Origin of the sequence: Spirosoma sp. KCTC 42546 (assembly GCF_006965485.1) — a bacterium.
GTDB lineage: Bacteria > Bacteroidota > Bacteroidia > Cytophagales > Spirosomataceae > Spirosoma.
On the sequence record NZ_CP041360.1, the window covers coordinates 7986757 to 8007202 of the forward strand.

The 20446-nt window shown below is 44.5% G+C and carries 16 protein-coding genes; 2 read left to right on the forward strand and 14 right to left on the reverse strand.

The window, feature by feature from the left end; all coding sequences use genetic code 11:
• Window positions 1–4: 4 nt before the first annotated feature.
• The 6 genes from EXU85_RS32495 to EXU85_RS32520 form a co-directional block, all read right to left on the reverse strand.
• Window positions 5–1912 (reverse strand): NADH-quinone oxidoreductase subunit L, encoded by a 1908-nt coding sequence (locus EXU85_RS32495; RefSeq protein ID WP_142776058.1) that lies wholly within the window; start codon window positions 1910–1912, stop codon window positions 5–7.
• Window positions 1913–1974: 62 nt separating this feature from the next.
• Window positions 1975–2583: a 2OG-Fe(II) oxygenase gene (locus tag EXU85_RS32500; protein ID WP_142776059.1), complete on the reverse strand. Its 609-nt coding sequence runs from the start codon at window positions 2581–2583 to the stop codon at window positions 1975–1977.
• Window positions 2580–2891, reverse strand: coding sequence for an NADH-quinone oxidoreductase subunit NuoK (gene nuoK / locus EXU85_RS32505; RefSeq protein WP_142776060.1), 312 nt, complete (start codon window positions 2889–2891; stop codon window positions 2580–2582). The genes EXU85_RS32500 and nuoK overlap by 4 nt, the downstream gene beginning before the upstream one ends.
• Window positions 2878–3435 carry an NADH-quinone oxidoreductase subunit J gene (locus EXU85_RS32510; protein WP_142776061.1) on the reverse strand — a complete coding sequence of 186 codons (558 nt, stop codon included), beginning with the start codon at window positions 3433–3435 and terminating at the stop codon, window positions 2878–2880. The genes nuoK and EXU85_RS32510 overlap by 14 nt, the downstream gene beginning before the upstream one ends.
• A gap of 21 nt (window positions 3436–3456) precedes the next feature.
• Window positions 3457–4956, reverse strand: a complete 1500-nt coding sequence (locus EXU85_RS32515) for a 4Fe-4S dicluster domain-containing protein (RefSeq protein ID WP_142776062.1) — start codon at window positions 4954–4956, stop codon at window positions 3457–3459.
• 94 nt (window positions 4957–5050) lie between these two features.
• Window positions 5051–7456: a thiamine pyrophosphate-dependent enzyme gene (locus EXU85_RS32520; protein WP_142776063.1), complete on the reverse strand. Its 2406-nt coding sequence runs from the start codon at window positions 7454–7456 to the stop codon at window positions 5051–5053.
• A 243-nt stretch (window positions 7457–7699) separates the two neighbouring features.
• Here EXU85_RS32520 and EXU85_RS32525 point away from each other — a divergent pair, with 243 nt between their 5' ends.
• The gene (locus tag EXU85_RS32525) at window positions 7700–8155 is read left to right on the forward strand and encodes a DUF1573 domain-containing protein (RefSeq protein WP_142776064.1); all 456 of its coding nucleotides are present in this window, start codon (window positions 7700–7702) and stop codon (window positions 8153–8155) included.
• A 307-nt stretch (window positions 8156–8462) separates the two neighbouring features.
• Window positions 8463–9368 (forward strand): prohibitin family protein, encoded by a 906-nt coding sequence (locus EXU85_RS32530; RefSeq protein ID WP_142776065.1) that lies wholly within the window; start codon window positions 8463–8465, stop codon window positions 9366–9368.
• Between the two features lie 85 nt (window positions 9369–9453).
• Here EXU85_RS32530 and EXU85_RS32535 read toward each other — a convergent pair whose 3' ends face one another.
• From EXU85_RS32535 to EXU85_RS32570, 8 genes are all read right to left on the reverse strand, one after another.
• Entirely contained in the window at window positions 9454–10377 is a 924-nt protein-coding gene (locus tag EXU85_RS32535; protein ID WP_246859344.1) for an alpha/beta hydrolase, read from the reverse strand.
• Between the two features lie 70 nt (window positions 10378–10447).
• Window positions 10448–11698, reverse strand: a complete 1251-nt coding sequence (locus EXU85_RS32540) for a serine hydrolase (protein ID WP_142776066.1) — start codon at window positions 11696–11698, stop codon at window positions 10448–10450.
• 133 nt (window positions 11699–11831) lie between these two features.
• Entirely contained in the window at window positions 11832–13346 is a 1515-nt protein-coding gene (locus tag EXU85_RS32545) for a capsule assembly Wzi family protein (RefSeq protein WP_142776067.1), read from the reverse strand.
• Between the two features lie 35 nt (window positions 13347–13381).
• Entirely contained in the window at window positions 13382–14761 is a 1380-nt protein-coding gene (locus EXU85_RS32550) for a sugar transferase (protein WP_142776068.1), read from the reverse strand.
• 180 nt (window positions 14762–14941) lie between these two features.
• The gene (locus tag EXU85_RS32555; RefSeq protein ID WP_142776069.1) at window positions 14942–16483 is read right to left on the reverse strand and encodes a capsule assembly Wzi family protein; all 1542 of its coding nucleotides are present in this window, start codon (window positions 16481–16483) and stop codon (window positions 14942–14944) included.
• A gap of 174 nt (window positions 16484–16657) precedes the next feature.
• The gene (locus EXU85_RS32560) at window positions 16658–17191 is read right to left on the reverse strand and encodes a T9SS type A sorting domain-containing protein (protein WP_142776070.1); all 534 of its coding nucleotides are present in this window, start codon (window positions 17189–17191) and stop codon (window positions 16658–16660) included.
• A 1-nt stretch (window position 17192) separates the two neighbouring features.
• On the reverse strand, window positions 17193–19079 hold the full coding sequence (locus EXU85_RS32565; RefSeq protein WP_246859345.1) for a TMF family protein: 1887 nt from the start codon (window positions 19077–19079) through the stop codon (window positions 17193–17195).
• A gap of 91 nt (window positions 19080–19170) precedes the next feature.
• Window positions 19171–20415: a WcaI family glycosyltransferase gene (locus tag EXU85_RS32570; protein WP_168207907.1), complete on the reverse strand. Its 1245-nt coding sequence runs from the start codon at window positions 20413–20415 to the stop codon at window positions 19171–19173.
• Between the last annotated feature and the right edge of the window lie 31 nt (window positions 20416–20446).

Sequence of the window (20446 nt, forward strand, 5' to 3'; positions counted from 1 at the left end):
GACGTTACAGAATCCACCAAAGTACCAATAGTAAACCAACCACGGCCGCCGTAATGTACGATTGTACCTGACCATTCTGTACAGATCGCGTTAGTCGGCCCAATTGGCTAGCCAGCCAGGCCATCCCATTCACCAGCCCATCGACAAACGATCGGTCAACAACACGGGACAAATGAGCCAGAACAACCGTTGATACACCCGCGCCATTCACTAATCCATCAATAATACGCTTATCCATTCGGTTTAGAAGTGACGCCAGCTTACGCGTTGGATTAATCACTATATAATGGTAGCCTACATCCAGAAAACCATACGAGAGCGAAAGTTGGACAAATATAGAATTGGTATTGGGTTCAACCATTCGGAAACCAATCCAGCCACCCAGTATGACCAGTCCGATAGAAACCGGTGCCAACCACCAAAAGGAGATTGCTTCAACGGTTGGAAATAGGCCAAAGAACCAACTACCATGTGCTGAAAGTGGATTTATTGAAAACCAGATTCCAATTGATAAAGCCGCCAACAGAACTACTGGCCCACGCATGAGCCAGTCCGGCTCGTGTGCACGAGTTAGGGGTATATCCCCATTACGGTACGTGCCAAAGAAAATGAGTCGCCACTGACGTGCCATATAGAGTGCTGTCAGTCCCGATGACAACAAAAGCAAGACCGGAATAAAATAGGATAGTTTAGCCTCCTGATCCGCTGCCCAACCGAATGCGCCACCCAAAATCACCTCCTTCGACAGAAAGCCAGAAAACAAGGGTAGGCCCGCTAATGCGGCTGCACAGATTGTATAGCCAATAAACGTAGTCGATAAAACTTGTCGTAAGCCCCCCATTTGTCGCATATCCTGGGTATGCACTGCGTGAATAACTGCCCCTGCACTCAGAAATAGTCCGGCTTTAAAAAATGCATGGGTCAACAAATGAAACATGGCTCCGCTTACGTTTCCGGTTCCCATAGCCGCAACCATGAGCCCCAATTGTGATACCGTAGAGAAGGCTAGTACTTTCTTAATATCCGTCTGAAAAAGGGCAGAATACCCGCCCCAAATTGTCGTAATCGTGCCAATCAAGGCAACTACGACTAAGGCATCGGGGGAGAGTAATGGGTGAATTCGGGCGAGCAGAAAAATTCCTGCTGCTACCATGGTAGCGGCATGTAACAGGGCTGACACAGGCGTAGGTCCTTCCATAGCATCAGGAAGCCAGGTCAGTAATGGAAACTGCGCTGATTTACCAACGCAACCCATAAAGAGACAGAGTCCCAGCGCAGTAGGCAAAATTACCCCTTCGCTTTTAAGTGCCAGGGCCGAGAAATCAAGCGTACCGAAGTAATTGTAGGTTAGAAAAATGCCAACCAGGAACCCAATATCTCCAACCCGATTCATCAGGAATGCTTTTTTAGCTGCTTTCGATGCTGCCTGACGTTCGGCATAAAAACCGATTAGCAGATAGGAAGCCAGGCCAACTAGCTCCCAAAAGGCATACATGACGAGTAGATTACCCGCCAGAACAATGCCTAACATAGCCCCAATGAACAATTGCAGATACCCAAAATAACGGCGCAATTTCGGCTCATCGTGCAAGTAGGAGAGGGAATAAATCTCTACTAACAAGGCCACAAAATGCACCAGGACTAACATCATGGCAGCCATTGCATCGACCCGGAGCGTCATTGGGAACGATATACCCGACAAAACCGCCCAATCGCCCTGAATCATTAAGGGTTGATCCGGCAATTGTAAAGCCAGGGCAACCGATAAAATCAGCCCTAGGCCAGTCAGTACAATAGCCAATAAGCCCGCAGTCCGTCGACTTGCTCCTGTTAGTATTAGAAACCCGGCAAAAGGCAAGCCTAGCAAGAGAGCAGGTAGCAAATGAATCAGTTGGGGAGTATCGACGGGCATTCGTTGTCAGTCAGAATTGGCCGCAAATATCCCCATTATCCTGTGGGGAAGCAAACGGCTTTTTAGCCAGTTTTCAGCCAGCCAGTTATACTTAGTCGTTCACGAGTGGCGGGCAGCACCTCGTGTTCGAGTCGTCCACTTTCAAAACACACCAGCCGTCCAGCGGTTGGGGCAATTGTCAGTTGTCGCTCGGAGTTGCTATCGGAATCCGGCAGGTAGAGCGCTAGTTGCCCCCCATCGGTTTCTTTCCAATCTATATTAAGGTAACAGATAACGGATAGTTTTCGGCGCGAATCGCTTCGAAACTGGTCTAGATGGCGTTTGTAAAACGTGCCAGCCGGGTAGCGAGCGTAGTGAAACTCGAACTCCCGTAAACCCAGATAACAAGTCTGATTGGCGTACTGAACAAACTCACCAATAAGTTGCAAAAAAGCAGTTTCGTCCGGAGTGGCTGTAGCTTCGTCGATCCATAAAATCTCATCGCCCCGAATTGCATTTTCAACTAGTATCTGCTGATTACCGATACCGGCCGCCCGAAACTGTCCAGCAATATGGCGCTCGTGTAGTCGATTAGCCAGTGCTTTGACTTCGCCCAAACTCAGGAAATCGTCTACGATTCCGTAACCGTGCGTAACTATGCCATCAATGATAGGTTCAAAAAGTGGATTCATTGTTTCAGTTCATTCAACTCATCCAACTGGGCCGTGCGGAAATGACGGTATACCTGTAAGACAATGGCCAGAGCAACTGCTGACTCCGCTGCTGCTACGACCATAACGAATAAGGCTAGCATTTGCCCTTGTAAGCGGTCAGGGTCATATTGGCTAAATGCAACAAGATTAATATTTACGCCATTAAGCATTAGCTCAATACCCATAAGTACGACGATTACATGGCGTTTTACGAGCACAACCGCGAGCCCGATACTGAACAAAGCCGCACCTACGATCAAAAATAAATGACTATCAACGGGTTCCATTGCGAGCTAATTTTGCCAGTGGAGAAGCCAGGTAAGTAGCCCCCACGAGAGCAGCTAATAGTAGAATACCTGCCAGTTCAAACGGAACGACATATTCGGTCATAAGTTGCTTACCAATCGTGTTCACTGTGCTCTGCCAGCCAACGGGTTGATTTAATAGAGCAAAATTTGCCCGAACCAGTAGCGTAAACAAAGCCACAAACAAGCTGCCTGCTACCAATACCGCTAGTACCCATCCTGACCAACTCCCAGAGCGATTCAACGATGCAATCCGGTTGGGTTGCTGGCTAGTTACATCCCCCGGCGGCTCAGGTTTGTGCGTGAGCATAACCCCAAAGATCACCAATACTAACACGCCCCCCACATAAATCATAATCTGGGCAATGGCCAGAAAATCAGCACTTGCTAATACGAACAATCCGGCTACACCAAGCAATGTTAGCAGCAAAAAAAAGGCTGCATAAAGCACATTACGAGTGAATAAAACTGCCAATGCCCCTACAATACTCAGACTAGCAAAGGCATAAAACGCAAGTTGGATCACAAATTTGTCGATTTTGTTTAGTTACTCTGCCTGTTCACTGTCAGGCTTAGCCTTGGGTTTCATCGTTGGCCGAAAGGCCGGTTTCGACTTAGGCGGTTGTTCAACCATCGGAACGTCAACTATATCACCAGCACCTTCAGTTGTAGCCACAATGTTTTCTACGTTAGGCTCTACTGCGTCAGTTTTAGGCACCACCTTCGGTTTCATGGTTGGCCGAAAGGCCGCTGGTTTTGCCACTGGCGCATCCGATGGTGTCACGTTCAACGATTCATCTATTGGCTCCTCCACTGGCTTTACGGGCTTCATGGTTGGCCGGAAAGCAATTGGCTTGGGTTTTGAGACTTCGGAGACTACAGGAGGCTCTGGTTTCGGCTCTTCCTGCTTTGTTACTGTCGGCTTCATCGTTGGCCGAAAGGCCGGTTTCGGTTTGGGTGGCTCTGAGGTTGGCAAGGCCTCTGGCTGTTTTACCGGCGGTTTCATTGTCGGCCGAAAGCCTGCTGGCTTCACACTTGGCTTGGGTGTTACTGGCTCCGCTTCTAATGGAGATTCAGCACTCGCGTTAGCCTCAGGTGTGGGTAGTTGAGGTGCTCCTCCAGCCGTACCAGGTTTCATCGTTGGCCGGAAAGCGGGCTTTGATACAACTGGCTTTTCGGGAGCTGTTTCCCCTGGTGACACATCGGCAGGCACGTCCGTAACCTTCGTTACAGGCTTTTGGGTCGGCTTAAACACTGGGCGTTTGGTAGTTTCTAGGCCACCCTGCGCAATTTGTTGCATTTCCTGGGGAGTAGCATCCGTCAATGGATGCTCAATGGATGACCCTTCGGAGTTGGCTGGTTCTTTAGGCTCCGCTTTAGGAGCAGGTTTTGCAGTTGGACGAAATACAGGCCGGGCTGGACTGGCTTTAGGAAGTACCGGTTCATCTGGAACCTGAATTTGTGTTGCTTTTGCAGCTACCTGGGCCGCTTTGGCGGCTTCTTTCTCCACTAAGAACTGTTCGTACAAGGATCGTTTTTCGGTAGCCTGCTCTTCAGTCAGGTTCGAAAAGTTGTAGGTCAGTTTGCCTAGCTCAAATTCACTATAATCGAACTTTTTATCCATTGTCAGGCACTCAGTAGGACAAACTACCGTACAAAGGCCGCAGTAGCAGCACTTCGCCATGTCAATGTCAAACTTGGCAGCATATAAGCGTATAGGAGACCCATCGGATGCGCGCCCAACTTCTTCAGTGGCTTTTATGGCATCAATTGTTATACAGTCGACCGGGCAAACTTTCGCGCATTTATCGCAGACGATACAATCGTCGATTTCATTGCGGAGCCGATAGCGCCCATTATCAGGAATAGGTAGTTGCTCATGCGGATACTGAAGTGTGACCAGCCCATTTTGCAGATCAAAATAGTTATCACTGGCAATGCCCTCTGGTGTTCGGCGATGGGTAGCATTACGGAGATGACGCAACGTTAAACTTAATCCCTTAAGCGTTGTTCGTATACCCGATTGTATGTCCTTAAAGTATGACATGTAGGAATGGTGAACGAGCGAATGATAGAATGACCGAGCCGCCGGTGCGGTGAATAGTTAATGTGAACGTATTCACTCATTCTATCATTCAAAATTAAATTGGGGGAAACCGATCTGGCTCGGCTTCGCTCATCAGTGCATATACGGTTTCAATTACATCATCCACGTTTGGTTTCGAGAAATAATCCCCATCGGAGCCGTAAGGTGGTCGATGCGGTTTTGCCGATAAAGTACGCGGTGCCGAATCTAGGTAACGATACGCATTTTGGCACTCTACAACCTGCTGCATCATATAAGCCGATGCGCCACCAGGAACATCTTCATCAGCAAAAAGTACACGACTCGTTTTTTTAATAGAATCAATGATGCTGTGGTGAACATCAAATGGTAGCAACGTCTGTACATCAATGACTTCAACACCGATACCCATCTGTGCCAATTGACCCGCAGCTTCCATCACAATCCGGCACATCGACCCATAGGTAACTACCGTTACATCAGAACCGGGGCGCAGTATATCAGGAACACCTAGAGGTACGCAAAAGTCGTTTAAGTTATTGGGCAACAGTTCTTTCAGACGATAGCCATTCAAGGATTCAATCAGTAAAGCCGGGTCATCGCCTTTAATGAGTGTATTGTAAAAACCGGCGGCCTGAACCATATTTCGCGGAACGAGTATGTGTAAACCACGCAGGCTACTCAGCATGGTACCCATAGGCGAACCCGAATGCCAGATGCCTTCCAGTCGGTGGCCACGTGTACGTATAATAAGCGGTGCCTTCTGCCCCCCTTTTGTTCGATATAGCAACGTTGCCAAATCATCGGTCAGCGTTGCTAATGTGTAATACACATAATCGAAATATTGAATCTCGACTATAGGCCGCAGGCCTCGCATAGACATCCCAATACCCTGCCCAATAATAGTTGTTTCACGAATGCCGGTATCGGTAATACGTATTTCACCAAATTTTTCCTGCAAGCCCGCAAAACCCTGATTAACGTCACCAATTTTTCCTACATCTTCGCCCAATGCCACTACGCGCGGGTCGCGGGTAAACAAGCTATCAAAATACCGTTGTAGAATCAGATAACCATCCAGAGCCGGACTATCGTCTGAAAACGTAGGCGATACGGCCTCCACCCGCATGGGTGAATCGGGCGACTCACTATATAAATGCGAACTAAACCGGTCATTATTTTCAGCATTCGTACGCTCGAGCCAGGCCTTTAAGCGTTGGCGGGCTGGACCAGCATCGGTTCGTATCAGGCGAAGTGCTTTCCGTATGGCAGCTACTGAATCCCTGCGGATGGGCGTAACCGTTTTTCGGAGCTCCTCCCGAATCGCCATCAATTCGGCTGATTTGGGATTATGTCGGGCGGCTTGTTGAAGTAAATCAAGCGATTCCTCAAAATCAACTTTCATCGAAGCCTGATACGCACTCCAGGCCTCAATACGCGCTTGCTTGGCTGATTTTTTGGCGTCAGTTTCAATCGCTTCCAGTTCGTCATCGGAAGCGTATCCGTTTTCCAGAATCCACTGGCGGAACATCCGGTTGCAGTCATGTTCCGTCTCCCAATCCAGGCGGTCTTTCGACTTATACCGCTCATGAGAACCCGACGATGAATGGCCTTGGGGCTGGGTCAGTTCCTGCACATGAACCAGCACTGGCACATGTTCTTCACGGCAGATATGGGCAGCTTGTTGATAGGTTTCAAACAACCCAACGTAATCCCAGCCTTTTACGGTAAAAATCTCAATGCCTTTATCATTGCCATCTCGCTGAAAACCTGCCAATGCTTTTGAGATACTTCCTTTAACCGTCTGATATTCAACAGGCACTGAAATGCCATATCCATCGTCCCAAACCGACATAAGTAACGGCACCTGCAACACACCGGCTGCGTTCATAGTCTCCCAGAACATACCCTGCGAAGTAGATGCATCGCCAATGGTCGCAAAAACGATTTCATTTCCGTTATGCGAAAAATTTGTCAGATCGGCTAAATCAGGATTATTTCGAAACAGTTTAGACGCATAAGCCAATCCCAGCGAACGAGGGATTTGCCCCGCTGTGGGCGCAATATCGCAGACAGAGTTGTAGAGTTCAGTTTGATTCCGCCATAGCCCTTGTTCATCGAGCCAGCGAGTAGCAAAGTGGCCATTCATAGACCGACCGGCGGTATTAGGTTCTGCCTCCAGATCGGTATGCGCATAGAGCTGGGCAAAAAACTCCGTCCAGCGCAGCTCGCCTAAAGCAGCCACAAAGGTCTGGTCTCGGTAATAGCCAGAGCGAAAATCCCCACGATTAAATGCACGAGCAGCCGCCAGTTGAGCGAGTTCTTTGCCATCGCCAAAAATGCCGAATTTAGCGCGGCCTCCCATTACATCACGTCTCCCCAACAAACTAACCTGACGACTTTCATACGCCAACCGATAGTCCGATAGGATTTTTTCACGACTTAAAATATCAGTCGAGCGGAGTTGTTCGTTTGCTATCACAACAGAGCTACGGATTGAAATCGTCTAACAATCAATTTATCGATGAAGTGGCTGGCACCGTATACATCGATCACCAAGCGAAAGTAAAAGTAAGATAAAACAAGTCAGCTTTCAAAAAAACGATTTTTTCAGTTTCTTTGTTAACCGAACAACAACCTGCAAGAATTGGCAAAGTGTTTGCTATGATTGAGGTTTGTAAGGGTTAAGCATCTTAACAACCAAATCATAATTCCGTTTAGTCCAATGAAAAAGATTTTTTCACTTTTCGTAGCTTTATTTGTGTTGGTCGCAGTTAGCTACGCCCAAAAAGGAGTTCTGAAATTTGCGAAAGAAACGCACGATTTCGGCAAAGTTGAGCAGGGAAAACCAGTAACGTACGTATTTGAGTTCAAGAATACAGGTACCGATCCGGTTGTTATCAATGATGCACAGGCCTCCTGCGGCTGCACGAAGCCAAGTTGGACTCGCGAACCAGTTATGCCAGGCAAAACGGGTACTGTTTCGGCTACCTTTAATGCTGCTGCTGCCGGCCCATTCAACAAGTCGGTTACGGTAACGAGCAATGCAGAAGCTGGTCAAACAGTTCTGTACCTGAAAGGTGAAGTAGTATCAGCAGCCGCTGCCGCAGAAACTGCCGCTGCTCCTGCTGCCGCTCCTGCTGCTAAAGACAAGAAAAAAGGTACAAAAACTTCACGCTAATCTACTGAAGGGTTAATAGTGTGGTTAAGAAAGGCATCTGGTAGTTTACCGGATGCCTTTTTTTATGCTCTATCATCTATTATCAGGCCTTGTAACCGACTGGCTAAGCCAGCATCCGTTCTTCCTATATCAGTTTTTTAAGCACTGATTTTCAGCTACATTTAGGATGTCTTCTGAACAAAAACCGTTTATGACACCGCCCCAACGCCAGTAATGCTGGCCATTTTTTGTCCCCTGCCCGTATCAGTTCTTAACCATCTAGTTCACTAGTAGTCGTTTGATAGAACGGCTCATCTCCATTTACACTATGTTTTTTATTGTTCTTGGCACTCTAGCGTTAATCGCTGGGTTTGCTATAAATACCCCTGCGCTGACTTTTTCGCGCTTTTCACGGCCAGCTAAAGTGGCTGGTATTATTTTAATTATATTGGGATCCCTCACGGCCAGCGTCCGACAAATTGATGCTGGACAGGTTGGAATTATTTCGTTGTTCGGTAATGTCAGCGACCGTACGTTAAACTCTGGATTGAACTTCGTTAATCCACTGGCCAGTGTAACCGAATTTAATTTGCAAACGCAAAATTACACGATGTCGGCAGCCCACGATGAGGGTCAGAAGCAAGGAGACGATGCGATTCGGGTACTCACTGCCGATGGGCTGGAAGTTGTAATCGACCTAACTGTGCTATATCGAGTGGTTGCGGCCGATGCTCCCAGGATCTACCGGGAAATTGGGGAAGATTATACGGACAAAGTTGTTCGCCCAATTACCCGTACGCGTATCCGGGACAACGCGGTTTACTATGATGCTGTGGCTCTTTACTCGACTCGTCGTGATGAGTTCCAAACTCGAATCTATAAAACTATCGAAGCCGACTTCCAGAAACGAGGTCTTCTGCTGGAACAATTGCTGATTCGTAACATCGACCTGCCCGCTTCGGTTAAAAAGTCCATTGAATCAAAAATTAACGCTGAGCAGGATGCCCAAAAAATGCAGTTTGTTCTGCAAAAAGAACGGCAGGAAGCAGAACGGAAACGAGTTGAAGCACAGGGCATTGCAGATTATCAAAAGATCATCTCCACTGGTCTGAGCGATAAACAACTACAGTACGAACAAATCAAAGCTCAACGTGAACTGGCCGCATCGCCAAACGCTAAGATCGTGATTATGGGCGCACGTGGGAATGTACCTTTGATTTTGAACGATAACTAACAGACCGTTTGAGTGAGCTATAGTAAGAAACCCATCTCTCAAGTTTAAGCGCTTGACAGATGGGTTTCTTATTGAATTGATACTCTTATGGTTTCGGAGTTGTCAAGGCTGTCAACCAGGCCTTACAGGCATCTGGCCAGGTATTGAGCGATCCAAATTTTGCTGTGCGCATGCCAAAACCGTGTCCTCCCGTAGGATACAAGTGCATTTCGGCAGGTACTTCGTTCTTTAAGCAAGCCAAGTAAAAACTTATACTATTTTCGACTGGAACACCTTTATCATTTTCAGCATGCACCAGAAATGTAGGTGGTGTTTGGGGGGTTACCTGCAACTCATTTGAATAATAAGCAATCAGTTCAGGCGAAGTATTCAATTTCCCTAATAGTTTATCCCGGGAGCCAGTATGTGCCTTTTCGCCGAATGTAATTACGGGATAAAGTAAAATTGCAAAGTTCGGTTTAGCCAGTTCACTAGCTTTGGGGCCACGATTGTAATGCGTTGCAAGAGTAGCTGCCAGGTGTCCGCCCGCCGAGAAGCCCATCACCCCAATTTTAGCAGGGTCAATACCGTAACGACCAGCGCTCTGCCGGATTAGGATCATACCCTGCATAGCATCCATTAAGGGCACTTCCTGCTGATTGGTCATTATTTCGGGGTTGGGCAATCGGTATTTTAGTACGAAAGCCGCTACACCCATTTCATTGAACCAACGAGCTATATCAGAACCTTCATGACTGGCAGCCAGTATTCCGTATCCTCCACCAGGACAAATCATAACGGCCGCTCCAGTCCCTTTTCCCTTAGCAGGTATGTAGGCCGTTAGGGTTGGCATAGATACATTGCTAATCCGAAGAATACCATTTGCATCTGTTTCTGACTTTTCAGTAATCTTAGCTCCAGCGATTGAATTCGGAATGGCGTCATCTGGCCAAAGCTTAATCACTTCCTGCGATAAGGCAATTTGAGGTAATACAGTGCCAAGAAGCATACTCAATAGAACGAAACGCATAAATAATAACGGCTTAGGAGCCACCATCAAAGTTAATAACTAAAAAAGCCGACCATCAGGCCGGCTCTACTCATATTTCTACCTCAGTATCGGAATCAGATTGTGTAGTATTCGCCCCCCCATGCAATACATCTATTAGTTCCTTCACCCGATAAACGGTCGTGTTATAACGATTTCCGAGGATTATAATCACATATTCATCTTTGGGACTAAACCAAAACATCGAATTATAGCCCTTCCACCAGCCCGAATGATAAATATATTCGGGTTGGTTCGTATCATTTAGCATCATACGGAACCCATACCCATAATTTTTAGCGCCTTTTCGCTCAAAACTACGCGGGATAAAGGCTTCCGCCAGCATTTTTTTCGGTAATAAGCAGTCACCATTCAATGCCCGATACCATCGAAACAAATCGCCGGTGGTGGAATAAATACCCTTATCACCAACAACATCGTCGTAATAATCTTTCGGAATCCGGCGGTTCCACTGATAGCCTGCGGTTCGATGATGATTAATTGAATCGTTTTTAGTCGTTGCCACAAAGGTCTGGTGCATACCCAGTGGTTCGAAGATTGTCTTATGAATAAATGCCTCGTAGCTCTGACCGGTTACTTTTTCAATGATTGAGGCCAGCACCATATAGTTCGTGTTACTATAACTAAAGCTACGGCCAGGAATATTGTAGGCTTTAGGCGTTGGTTTTACCGTAGCAAACCAGTGCATAATGGTTGCATTGGAGGGATAGGGTTTTTCTTTCTTGTAAAAATTAACCTTCATACTGTCGTCGAAGGCATACTGATAATTAGGCAATCCGCTGCGGTGGCTCAACAACTCGCGAATCGTGATACCATGATAGGGGAAATTTGGATAGAATTTCTGAATCGTATCTTCAAACTTCAGTTTCCCGGCTTCAATCAGTTTCAGCGTACCAACTGCCGTGAATGTCTTCGAGAGCGATGCCAGTTGAAATTTCGAATCGTCGACTAATGTATCACGCTGGTTGCGCTCAAAATGGCCCAGCCCAAAACAATTCTTGTAGAGCACAATACCCTTTTGAGCGACCAACACATTCCCATTCAGCCCCCCCCTTACTTTTTGCTGAAATATTTCATCGATCTGCTGGGTTTTCTTCTCAGCGTTAATCTGCTGACGAATAGCCATTTCTTCGTTTGATGTCAGAGCTTGTCCGTCGGCGCAAGTCCGCATGTCCCGCACCGACCGATTGAGGTTTCTCTGGGAATCCTGTCCACAGGACATGCCCATTCCAACCATGACTAAAATACTTAACCAACTCCACATTTTATTCGTCAACACCATCCCCACGCCCGTTATTCATAGTTATTATATCGACCAAGTTACAGTAAAAATAGGACTGATTTGAGATACTAATCCGCATTTTCCATTAAAATCATGTGAAAGTTTGTTAATGGTCTCATGGGTAACGTATTACTTAGAATCCCCGCCGAGGTGAAATAATCACCTGACGTTTACCACTCAACATACCCGTCTTTCGCAAGCCGACGTATGCGCCTACGCTATTTGGTAGCAACTCACCTGCATCTACGGCAAACGAGCCATTCAATATCGTTCCACCAAACAGGTTTAGCGGCAAAGAAGCTGTAAACAAGCCCGAAAACTGAGATGGAATCGTAAGGTAAGGTATTGCATACGTACCTGCATTCTTACTAAAGGATAATCGAGCGATAAGGTCTACTTTATTAAAAACTAAAGCACTAAGGCCAGCATGAAACACGCTAACCCGATTGTTAGCAATTCCATATCGGGATGGTAAAGTTGCACTTATTTCCTGTTGCGGGATCAGGAATGGAGTCCCGATAGTACGCCCAAAGTAAGTCCAGCCATCAATAAACTGGCTATGATTAAAATAATCATCCCTTCCTCTACGCTTAGGGTCATCAATAATGAAGACATCTCCCCCCTGACTACCCGTAAATAGGTACTCAACTGTGATTTGCCGTAAAAAAAAGTTACCTCCAGTCGGCTTCTGACGATTTTTAAGACGTAGTCCATTAAGACCATCCTGAAGATTTGTCCCATAGAATAAGGACCCATCATCATATAGAAATTGTCGATAGATAAAAATATTCCAATTAGATAAATCCATATCTGCCGCTGCATCAAGAGACCCTAAATGATTACCAATTCGATTATCCTCAAAAGAAGTTAGGTTTTTGTCAGTTGTATAATCAGCCCCCCGAGTACCCAATACTACGGCAGGATAGTAGCGAATGGATGACGGAAGCTGACCGTTAACTGATACTACTGGGCCTAAATAATTAGAGTAACCAGCCCAAATAACTTCATGATTGAAACCACCATACAGCCTAAATTTCCAGGATGGTTTACCGATACGGCCATAAATATATAATTGATGCAAGTAGGAGCCTGTCACTAATCGGTCTGAGTTCTCAAACCAACCGTGCGAGAATGCTCCCATCATGGAGACTACGCCTTTCGTAAAAGGAAGCGACGTAAACGTAGGCAAGCCGAGCTGAATTTTAGGTATCGGAAGCGCATTGCCTGACCAGGCATAAGCCCCTGTTGTTAGAAGCGTGTCAACCAAGCCAACCATCTCTTTCCGACGACCAGCATAGAGTTCAAAAGCGCCAAAACGACCTTTTACGTATGCTTCTGGAAGAAGAAATTGAGTTGTCGTACCAAGATTAGCAACTACGTTGATACCATACCCCCAATCCATTTTTGGTTTATAACCCGTACTGTCGATAGGTTGATAATCTAATCGAAATCCAGCATTTAATTGTAAAGCGGGATTCTTTAGGGGAACAGTTCCATATTGATTGGCACGCAGCCAAAAAGGTGTTTGTGCTGATGAACCCAAGGCACCTACCTCCAATTGATATTGATTAACTCGCTGTCCATACAGTAGCGTACAACTGGCAATTATGATTAACCCATACCAAATCCACAAAAACAGAAATCTCATAGAAGCTAGGTCGATTATATAACAAGCAGCAGCAATTACTTGCCACGGCCCTGTGCCATTACCCGAAGCGTTTGGGCAATAATCCACATATCGAACAAGAATGACCGGCGTTTGGGATAAAGCAGATCATAGCGTAACCGCTGCACCATTTCATCAATGCTGGCGGCATACCCATATTTAATCTGGCCGATGGAGGTAATACCAGGTTTTACACTCAATAGGGAGCGATACTCAGGAGCGATTTCGACAATTTGATCAATGAAATACTGCCGTTCTGGTCTTGGCCCTACTACTGACATGTCCCCAATGAGCACATTATAGAACTGAGGAATTTCATCAAGGCGAGTCTTCCGCATAAAGCGTCCCCAAGGAGTAATTCGATTATCTAGTAATCCACCCGACAATACTGGGCCCGACTTTTCAGCATCAATATACATGCTCCGGAACTTGTATATTTTAAATGGTTTTCCTCCCTGACCGATGCGCTCCTGTGCATAAAATATTGGTCCATCAGATGTAAGTCGTGTTATAGCCGCAATAATAATAAATAGGGGTAGCCCTAAGCCCAATGCCAATAATGAGAATATTATATCAAATGAGCGCTTAAATATATTGACTTGAAAATCGAAGATTAGCTCTGATGAAAGATTCAAAACAGGTAACACATCATGGTATTCAATTGATGTACTACGAGCTAAAAATCCCCTAAAGTCAACCAGTATCTTCACTTGGTAATCAAATACTTCTGCATTATCTACAACAGCTTTCAGTCGTTCGTTATTCATATAGGGCATACAGCAGTAGACACAATCAACTCGATTCGTGCGTGTATACTCTAAGAGATTCTCGTATCCACCCTGGAGAAATTCAGCATTTTCTGGAGTTGACTCATCAAAATAGCCACAGAAATGAAAACCCATTTCTGGATGTGTATCATAAAACCCTCGGATTGTGTTTGCTAATTTACCATAACCAGCTATAATATACCGTCTGTTATTATAGCCCCTCGCCCTATATTCTTTAAGAAATAATACTCCCCCAACTCGAAAAGCACCCCCAAAAAAAAGAAAAAGTAAATAGGTAATAAGAAGGTGTTCCCGGGAATAATAATAGCCTTGAATTGCCACCCAACAGACGGCAATAACCGCCACATGAACAAATGTCAATAATAGTAATTGTCGTATTAAATGCCCAGATTTAAATAGTTGTCGAGGATATATATAAGGTTTTACTAGTAATATTTCGATTAACCAGATTATATTAAAAAGCCCCCAGAGTGATGCATACGGAGCTTGCGATACGGCTTCCAGGGTCTGAAACTTCATCCAGTATGCACCTAAAAAAGCGGTATTAAGGCTCAGGAAATCAACGATTACATGAAGCGGAAAAAACAGTATGGAATAGCGATGCCTCATACCTTACGGGTTTACTCATCGAGGTTTGGATAATTAGTACCAGACCATGTACGCTAAAATAATAGATTAGGATGATGAGCGAGTACAAATATTATCTTACGGTTCAGAAACCGGACTGCAAATTAGCCACAAATCCCGTCTCAAAAAAGTCCAATATTTAAAATTACTCGTTTATTTGAATTACTTAGAATAGTTGGTAAGCCATAGCTTACGGACACTAATAAATGTACCAACACTATTCTGGTACAGATTGCCAGCATCGGTAGCAATACTCGCCGTAAACTGAAGTCCTCCCAAAATATCTAAAGGCGCCATTACACTAGCATAGGCTGAAAATTGATTACGAATAGTAGTATAAGGATTATTGTAAGTACCCAGATTCCGACTAAATGAAAGCTTCGCTTGATAAGCTAATGGGCTCGACAATACTCGCCAACGAACTGGCAAGCTACCAGCAATGCCTGCATGGAACACATAAACCCGATTATTACCTGTAAAAGTACCATTTGGGTATTGGTCCTGAGAGCCCAATGCAGGTGGTATAAATGGTGTACCTATTGTATGCTGCCGATAAGCCCAGCCATCCCGATACTGCTGGTGATTAAAATAATCGTCCTTCCCTCTCCGATCGGGGTCATCAATAACAAATTCGGGTCCCCCCTGGCTAGTTGTGTTTAAAAATTCAAGCAATATATCGCGAACAATAGCTTTAGGATCATTCCGCCTAATACGCATGCCATTCAGACCATCAGCAATATTAATTAAGTAGAATAGTGAACCATCTTCATAAATGCTCTGGCGATAGAAATACAGTGTATGCCTTACCAAATCAACCTCAACAGCCAAATCAACCGAGCCAAGGTGATTCCCGATTCGATTCGTCAGGTCAAAATAATTGTATTGGGAGGTATCTGTATTTCGAGGGCTAAGCGTTGATACAACATAAAAATAATTCAGTAAGCCCGATGGTAGTTTCCCATCTGTCTGAATAGAAGAAGGCACATTTGTAGGGTCAGCAATTTTGCCACCCCATACAACTTGATGATTTACCCCACTATACACGCGTACCACATCCTGTTGCCGTCCAAAACGGAGATACAATGATTTTTGGTGTAACATTGAGTTTCGAATGTATCCGTTTGCGTCCATATAACCATGCGCAAACGTACCCTGAACGGCTACCCAGCCCTTTGTAAAACCAATAGGTGTAAAAACCGGAATTGATACCTGAATTTTGGGAATTGGCATGGCGTTCCCTGACCACGCATACGAACCTGTCGACAGAGTAGAATCAGCTAATCCGAACTTCTCTCGCTGTCGACCTATGTAGGCTTCAAAAATACCCCGGCGTACTTTTACATACGCTTCAGGAAGTAGTACATTCCTTTCATAAGGTAGTTGGTTCTGAGTCTTATTCGCAACAATGTTCAGTCCATACCCAAAATCATATTTTGAGTCACGCCAACGGCCTGTACTATGTCGTCTCGTATCATAATCACTATATACACCGGCTCGAAATGTTGCTACAGGCGAGCGGTTTGCAACAATCCCATATTGATTTGCCCGTAGCCAAAAAGGTGTTTCAGTTGACGAAGCTATATATGTGCCTATTTCGGCAGAATACTGAGAAGGCTTACGAATAGGTTGAGCCAGTAAAGAAAGAGGAACAATTACAACTAAAAATAATGTGACTAATAGACCTGACTTTGAGCAAGTGTGCATTGAGTGTCGGGTAGAACGTTAATAATAAAGGCACAATAATAATGCCGCGCGTTCATCTTTATTGCAAATGTCTTCACTTTCTGAGATTATGGTAAATCATTCCCTGGTTTATTAATACAAAAAAGACCCGTGTCTTGGCTGCGGGTCTTTTTTGTATTAATAAAGCCTCACTGGTTACTTTTTAACAATACGTATAACTGCTCTCTGCTGGTTGGATTCAATAACTGGAATATATACACCATCATTTAACGAATCGGGTTTCCATTCTATACGGTGTTGTCCTGCAGGCTGGTTTTCATCTCTCACTAGTTGTCCTACAATTTTACCCTGCGAGTCTGTGATCCATAAGTTTACCTTTCCATCTGCAGGCAGGTAATAATCAATCATAGTTGATTGGGCAAAGGGGTTAGGAAACGCCTTCAATTGCAAAGCAAGTTCACCGCCTGTTGCAACTGGTTTAATATCCGCGGTGAATACACTACCCACTTGCGCCTGAAAGCCAGGCAGCAACTTTATGGATTGGCCAGCCTGAAAACTGACCGTGCTTCGGGCACTTACTAAGTTAACAGCCTCTATCATTTCAACGGCTTGCTCCAAGAATTGGCCTGACTTTTCATAGCTAATTTGAATACGTAATGATTTTGGTGGAGTCTGCGCTGACACAAATGCTGCCATACAGAACCCCATAAATGTTAGTAGTAGTCTCATATCATTTATGGGTTTTAGTTTGCTGCTTATTCATACGGCGCTCCAACTGGTCGCTTTTTTGTTTTAAAGCATCGTTCTGCTTTTTCAGCTCTATAACGTACAACGTTAGTTCCTCTACTTTTTCAAGAAGTTTAGCCTGCATTTGGCCTATGTCAACGCCTTCTTTAACAACTTCTGTAGCAGACGGTACTCCGGGGAGATGTTTCTCATGTTTTATATAATCCTCAACTTGACGAAGACTACGTAATTTATAGGTATGTTCAAATACTCGGTCCGACCAGTCATCCGTACTCTTAATGGCTACTTTTACCTTCTCTGTCAAAATCCCATCTGACACGTATAATTTATAGCCAACCGGAGTTTTACTTACACCTGAGCCAATAATCACTCCGCCATCATTCGTATTTTGGAGATTGAGGCCATCGGTTTGCCAAAGCGCATCTGTTTCATTAGCAGCTGTTCTCAAGTTAGGCGTCCCCGATTGTGCTAATACAACATCGCCAGAGGCATTAACCGTTAAAAACTTATTGGTTGTGAACGTAGTACTAACTGCACTGGTCAAATTAGTTAAGCGTAAACCCGACGTACCCGCTGTAGTTGACACGAGTTCTAATTTAGCAGCCGGGGCCGAGGTACCAATACCAACATTAGCGCCATTTCCGATGACAACACTATTATCTGCACTTACTTGCGTTGAGGCTCCAATTGCAGTAGCATTATTTAACAATTTAGCATTAGGCCCGGAGCCTTGTGCGTTAGAACCCAGAAATGTATTATTACCGCCAGTTTCATTAGTTAGGCCTGCGTTCACGCCAATAAATACATTTGAGTTACCTGTAGTACTATTATAACCAGCTTGGGACCCAAGAAATATGTTAAGACCTCCAGTGGTATTAGATAAGCCGGTTCCAACCCCAATAAAACTGTTCTGATTTCCACTTGTATTATTTTGACCAGCAGATAAACCTAAAAAAAAGTTTGAAGAACCTGAGGTATTTAAATAACCAGCAGAGTTACCAATGAATGCATTAAATGTACCCGTTGTGTTATTAATGCCAGCTTGATAACCTATCATTAAATTATTTGAAGCTTTATTATTATATCCAGCTTGTACACCAAGTATAGTATTTCTTGTTCCATCTATGTTACTATATCCTGCTTGGTAGCCAATAATAGTATTTGCTGTAGCGCTGATGCTACTTACTCCAGTCTGATACCCCATGAATGTGTTATAGTTCCCACTTTGGTTAGCAGCTCCGCTTAGAGAACCAATGAACACATTCTGTAAACCTGTACTATTTCCAGCACCCGCATCAGAGCCCACAAACACGTTATCTGCACCTGTTTGGTTAGCATAGCCGGCCCCAGTCCCCAAAAAGGCGTTATTCGATCCATTATTAAAAAATCCCGTTCGATAGCCCACAAAAAGGTTGTTAAATCCAGTTGTATTCGCATTACCGGATTCTGTTCCAACAAATGTATTTTGATTACCTGATGTATTTCCTGCACCACTTCCATAGCCCAAAAAAGCATTACTTTGGCCTGACGAATTATTTCTGCCAGATAAAGATCCAATAAAGGCATTCTTTGCTCCAGCCATATTACTCACTCCGGCTCCACTGCCAATGAGTGTGTTGCTAGCTCCCGTCATGTTTAATGAGCCTACTCCTACTCCAATTAACGTATTTTCGGAACCAGGTGTCGCAGATGCAGGGGCAGTTACAACAAAATTATTTTGCGCTTGAAGTGCTGGGGTTAGCAAAAAAGATGCCAATACAACCCAAAGAAGTCGGTAGCGAGTGTAAATCATATTGCTTGTTTTATTTGGTATGTGATAAGGATAGCTAAAAAAATGACAAAAACGTCCTAGCAACCCGAACTGTTTCATAAATTGACCATCTGGCTGTTGCTTTTAATTTTTGGTGTCTTAAAAACTTATATCAAAAATCTAATTGGTATAAATAGAGCAATTTCGATGCCTAAGATACAGAATTGTCGAGAATCAGGTCAAAAAGTAGTGTCTCAAATTTATCTAGTATCATATCTTGATTGAAATTATCTATCGCATAACGGCGAGCATTTGTCTGAAAGTCTTCCAGAGACGGCGAATCTATAAGTATTCGAATAGAATTTTCCAACGCTTGAGGATCTTCGGGGGGAACCACTATTGTTAACCTATTAGTTATTAGCTCATTAGCCAGTGTTGAGTTAGGCTCTGCTGTTACAATAGCCGCGCCACCTGCAGCCATAATCGATGTTAGTTTGGAGGGGAGTACCAAATTAGACATCCCTTTTTTTTGGATGACAAGATGTATAGTAGCCATTGCAAGTAGTTGAGGAAGTTGTTGATAAGAAACCCCACGACTAAAGTAGACATTAGATAAACCTCGCCGTTTAGCTTCGGTAACAAGTGCCTCTCTGAGAGCCCCATCACCATTGATAACAAACTTTACTCTGGAATCATGAGCCATGTTTTCTACTACAGTCAGCAACCCTTCAACGCCTTGTTTTTCACCCAGATTACCAGCGTATAGCACGACTATATCATCAAGTTTAAATCCAAACATTGAGCGCAGTGTATCCTTTTGGGGTAATGGCTGAATAAAATCGGTATCTACCCAGTTAGGCAACATAAAGTATCGTTCAGGCTTAACGTTTTTGCCTAAAATTACCTCTCTCATTCCTTCGCTAATACTTGAAACGACACTTGCATTCTGTAATAAAAAATTTTCAACCTTTGATAACAGAGAGAGTAACGTCTTATTTTTTATAAGGCCAAGCGTCCGGGCGGCATCGACCTGTAAATCCTGAATATGAAAAACAAAGGGAGTGCGTTTAAATGTGCTATACAAATAAGGTAATAATCCCACTTGCATAGGAGGGCACACGCTTATAAGTATATCATATTTCCTAAATAGCGCACCAATCCAATAGGGTAAAGAATTAAAAGCGAATGAGAGCTCATGAAGCATTCTAGTTGTCCCAGTTGGTTTTTTTGGCACATACAAAGGCGTACGACGTATAGTCAATAAACCTTTTCGCTCTATTAACCATAGTTTATTCCTATACTCCTTATGAACTTGCCATTGAGGATAATAAGGATGAGCTGTAATTACATCAACTTGATGACCTCGGCGAACCAACCATTCAGCCAATTCACCGTTGTATTTACCACTACCTGTTAGTTCAGGTAAAAAATTTGGCGTGTATAAAAGTATTCTCACTATCTAGCCCAATTCGGAAAATATATTTGCA